This is a genomic window from Micromonospora sp. NPDC049580 (genome assembly GCF_040675595.1).
In the GTDB taxonomy this organism is placed as follows: Bacteria; Actinomycetota; Actinomycetes; order Mycobacteriales; family Micromonosporaceae; genus Micromonospora.
This window is the reverse complement of record NZ_JBFAPG010000506.1, coordinates 1-4,535: the sequence shown is the minus strand read 5'-3', so window position 1 is coordinate 4,535 and position 4,535 is coordinate 1. Positions and strand designations below refer to the sequence as shown.

At 72.8% G+C, this 4,535-nt stretch carries 4 protein-coding genes; all 4 read right to left on the bottom strand.

Features of this window, described 5'->3' with window-relative positions:
- Nucleotides 1-894 (bottom strand): nitrate- and nitrite sensing domain-containing protein (locus AB0J68_RS27960; RefSeq protein ID WP_363941358.1); only part of this gene is annotated, 894 nt, incomplete at its 3' end.
- Nucleotides 895-1,148: 254 nt separating this feature from the next.
- A complete protein-coding gene (locus AB0J68_RS27955) occupies nucleotides 1,149-1,628 on the bottom strand; it encodes a helix-turn-helix transcriptional regulator (RefSeq protein ID WP_354862059.1) in 480 nt (159 codons plus the stop codon).
- 241 nt (nucleotides 1,629-1,869) lie between these two features.
- Entirely contained in the window at nucleotides 1,870-3,162 is a 1,293-nt protein-coding gene (locus tag AB0J68_RS27950) for a cytochrome P450 (RefSeq protein ID WP_363941355.1), read from the bottom strand.
- Nucleotides 3,163-3,531: 369 nt separating this feature from the next.
- On the bottom strand, nucleotides 3,532-4,535 hold a 1,004-nt coding region (locus tag AB0J68_RS27945; RefSeq protein ID WP_363941352.1), incomplete at its 5' end, for a hypothetical protein.

Below are 4,535 nucleotides of genomic sequence, written 5' to 3'. Positions count from 1 at the left end.
GGCGGCCGAGGCCCGGATCCCGTCGGCGAGCCCGGCGTTGACGACGCCGTGCGAGACGTTCTCCCGGAAGGTGATCAGGTCGGCGAGGCGGGCGGCGCGCTGCTGCGTCGTGGACACCCAGTCGGCTGTCTTCAGGCGCAGTGGCGTGCCCGGCTGGGCGCGGGACACCTCGTCCTGCATCCGTTGCAGGGCGAGCGCCTCCTTGCCGGTGCCGGCCTGCTCCCACCAGATGCTCCACTCGGTCGGGGCGAGGGCCAGGAACGACAGGCTGGACTCGGTGTAGCTGGTGCGGGCGGCGGTGATGTCCTGCTGGGTGGCGGGGGTCAACTCGCCGGCGGCGACGGCGCGGAGCACGGCGACCTGCTGTTGGCCGATCGCCTCGGCGGTCTTCGACAGGGCGGCCGAGGCCCGGATCCCGTCGGCGAGCCCGGCGTTGACGACGCCGTGCGAGACGTTCTCCCGGAAGGTGATCAGGTCGGCGATCGCGATGCGGTAGCTGAAGGTCATCGCGGACACCGAGGCGTGCTCGGCCGTGCGGACCTGGGTGCGCAGCGGAGGCAGGCCGTCCAACGCCGCGTCGACGCGGCGCAGGAGCGCCGCGTTGGCGTCGGCGGGCACCTTGTCGCGCTGTCGGCGGTACCGCTCGACGGCGGCGTCGGTGGCGGCCAGCTCCACGCCGAAGGCGTCCTGCTGCTCCGCGTCGGGGTGGGTGAGCAGGTCGGCGGCGGCGGCCCGTTCGCGTTGCAGCCGGTACGCCAGGTCGCCGGCCTCGGCGCCGAGGCGTGCCACGACCTCCAGGTCGCTGGCGCGGGTCGTCTGGCGTGCGCTCTCGGTCAGCGCGAGGCCGGCGAACCCGATCACGGCCACCAGTGGCGCCGCCACGATGAGGCGCATCCGGCCGGCGATCTTCCAGGCGCGTCGTTTCCTCGGGTAGGGTCGGGCCGCGTGGGACCTCGTGCTCGACGCCAAGATTGACTCCCGCGACTCGTCGATGACGGTCTATCCGCACCTTGCCGAATGCAAGTCCCATTCCGCCGGAACCCGCGCTCGGAGGCCAGACCTGGCGGTGGTACAAACTGGCCGTACCAGCATCTGTACCCAGAGTCAGCGGCCGGTGGCGCACGGCGGTCGTTCGTGGGCGCCCGCGCTCAGCGCTGGTCGTCGAGGTGCTCGGGCGCGCGGCGCGGCCCGGGATCGTCCGCTTCCGGTTGGCTGCTGAGCACCTGGCCGATCAGCTCGCGCAGCTCGTCGATGGCGTCCACCACGGCGCCCGGGTCGCGCGCGTCGCGCCGACTCCGCTGGCGCGGTACGGGCGGATCGAGTCGCGCCTGCTCCGGGGATCGTGGGCCCCGTCGGCCATCGGCCGCCAACTGCTCGGCCGCGACCTGCGGCCACAGGGACGCCAGCAGGCCGCCGGTGTCGAGCACGTCGTCGCAGCGCACCGCGAACTCGTGGCTGCCGAAGCGGCGGCCCGACTCCACCGCGGCGACCGTCTCCCGGCTGAACCGCACCAGGTCCGCCAGGGCCCGCTGGGTCAGTCCCCGTCGGACCCGGCAGCTGCGCAGCTCCCAGCGGAACTGTTGGCTGGCCGCGGAGTGAGCGGCGCTCGGCGGGGGCGTGTGCTCCATGCGCTCACCTTCGTGGCACCCGCGAATCAGCAGCAGGTGTCAGATCGAGATTGGCCGGCGGGCTGAACATTCATAGGGGGCAATTCTTAACCCTGAACGCGATGGGTGTGAAGACATGCGCCGAGATGGATCGCCGCGAAAAGCGCGCGAGGCCACGCGCCGCGCGGCCGGGGCGTGTCGTGTCGGTCCGATCCGGCCGCGTCGGTCGGCCCGCAGGTCACCGCCGCCGGTGTCCTCGTCGTCAGACGGCGTGTGCCTCGGTGGCGGTGGCCGGAGCTTCCGTCGGGTCGTCGGCAGGCGCCAGAATATCGATTGTCGCGACGAGTGTGTGGTGCGCGCGAAATGAAACATTGGGCTTGAACGACCGGCGGTGCTCGGGTGCCAGTCGGAGGCCGGGAATGGCAGCGGCGAGTCGGGTGAGAGTCACGCCGGCCTCCAGTCGCGCCAATGCGGCGCCGATGCAGAAATGCGGGCCGTGGCCGAACGACAGGTGGTCGGCGGCGTCGCGGCGGCGTGGGTCGAACCGGTCCGGGTGGGCGAAGACCGCGGGGTCCCGGTTCGCCGCCCCGATCATCAGCAGACAGCGCGCGCCCGCCGGAATGGTGACCCCGCCCAGGGTGACGTCGCGGCGCGTCACCCGCAGCCAACCGTCGATGGCGGGCGCGAACCGGAGGGTCTCGGTCACGAAGTCGGGCACGGATCGCGGGTCGGCGACGAGCGCCTGCCATCGCTGCCGGTCGGACAGGGCCTCGTCGAGTGCGTGGGCGAGCAGGCCGGCGGTCGTCTCGTGCCCGGCGACCAGCAGGTTGAAGGCGAGGCTCGCCACCTCGGTCACCGTCAGCACCGCGTCGTCGTCGTCGCGGTAGGCCAGCGCCCGGCTGATGAAGTCGGCGCCGTCGTGTCCACTGTCGAGCCGCTGCCGGACCAGGTCCTGGCAGTAGTGCCAGAACTCCAGCAGACCCCGGGCCAGGCGTACCTGCTCCTGCGGGTCCGGCTGCCCCCAGATCAGGGCGAGCTGACCGTCCGCCCACCGCCGGATCTGGTCGACGTCGGCGTCCGGCACCCCGAGGATGTCCAGGATGACCAGCAGCGGAAGTTCGGTGGTGAACTCACCGACGAGATCCGCCCGCCGGCCCGCCCGGGCGACGAGCCGGGACACCAGGTCGTCGACGCGGCGACGGACGATCGCGCCGTACTCGGCCTCGGCCCGGTCCGCGGTGTTGGCGAAGGTGGCCCGCAGGGCGCGGCGGGTGCGGGGGTGCGTGGGCGGGTCGGCGGCGGCCGTCGTCGGTGGCGCGTCGATCTGCATGATGACGCTCATCGCCTCCGGGCAGACCTCGTAGATCGGGGCGAGGGTGAGGGCGTTGCCGAACGTCGCGGCGTCGGCGAGGGCGTGTCGGACGTCCGCGTGCCGGCTGATCAGCCACAGGTCCAGATCCTCGGCGTAGGGCACCCGGTCGGGATCGTCGAGAATGCGTCGCCAGGCGCTGGCGGGATCGGTGAGATAGACCCCGGAAAACGGATTCAACTGCATCGAACGCCTCCTGACGCGCCGCGCGAAACCAGCGGCGCTCGCATTCCGTACGTCGCCGAAGGCGGGCCGACAATGGTGCGCATCTGCCGCGCGCCCTTCACGGTGCGCCGGCTCGATGCACAAGTCAAGATTGGTCGCTATCTATTTGATGGCGTGACAATTGTTCCTCGCGGAACCGTTCCGGCCCTGGCCGGCTGCACCTTGCACCCCGGTGTTTGCCAGCTCCATCCTCGGCGGCAGGCCCGATCGCGTCTCGGCCGTCCACGGTGGTCGATGGGATTGCCGGATTGTGCAAATCCTCATTCCCGGCAACGATTCCGCCGGGACGAAGGTGACGCCCCGGCGACAGGCACAACCCGGGGAGGGCCCTCAGCCATCGGCGCGCTGAGCCGCCGGCTTGGTCAGGTGGGCCAGCCAACCGCCCAGGCGCCCCAGCGCGCCCGTCGATTCGAGCATCGAGATTCCGCCGCCCACCATCGCCACGCCCGCCGTGACGGCAATCATGCCGACCGGGTACTGCTGGGCGTGGAACGCCAGCAGGCCCAGCACGGTGACCGCCGCCCCGCTGAGCGCCAGCAGCGCCCCGGCGAGGGCGTCGCGCCGCTCGGCCAACACGAAGACGAGCGTCACGCCCAGCCAGCACAGGCCGGCCACCGCGACCAGGGCGGCGGTCACCAGGGATCCCTCGCGAGCCAGACTCACGCTGGCGGGAACGCTGAGCACGCCCAGCGCGCCGGCTCGGGACCACGACACGCGGGCCTCCCGCAGCACCGCGAGGCCGGGGCTGTCCGCGCCGAAGAGGTGCCGGCGGTCGTACAGGGCGAGGAGGCCCAACACCACGGCGAAGGTCCCCAGGGTCACCCCGACGTACCGGGCGCCGGCCCGCTCGACGTGGACGGCGTCGGTGACGACGAACAGGCCCGCGGTGCAGACGCTGATCCCCGCCAGCGAGGTCAGGGCGGTCGCCCGGTCTCGGGCGACCAGCGCGGCGCAGGCGATCGCCACGACCGCCACCAGGGTGAGCGGCCCGGCCCACGACGACGGCGTCGTCACGGCCAGCGCGACACCGGCGACCGCGACGTAGAGCAGGATCCGGGGCAGCGCCTCGGCCAGCGGGGCGCGCTCGTCGAGTCGATTGTGGCCGTACACCACCGCCACCACCAGGATCACCGCGCCGACGGCGACCGGCGGGAGGACGGTGGCCAGCTGGTTCAGGGCCACGGCCGCACCCGCCGGGCCGAGCCACCCCACCAACCGCAGCCGCCACCGCGCGGTCCCGGCCCGCGGCGGGGAGGGCTGCGGTTCGCGTACGGACGACATGTCGCCAGCCTCGCACCCGGTCGCCAGTCGCCGCGAAGGCTCGCCGCCGGCCG

Bases quoted from the DNA above. Each gene is read 5' to 3' on its own strand.
- AB0J68_RS27955 (WP_354862059.1), bottom strand. From the start codon at position 1,628: ATGGAGCACACGCCCCCGCCGAGCGCCGCTCACTCCGCGGCCAGCCAA.
- AB0J68_RS27950 (WP_363941355.1), bottom strand. From the start codon at position 3,162: ATGCAGTTGAATCCGTTTTCCGGGGTCTATCTCACCGATCCCGCCAGC.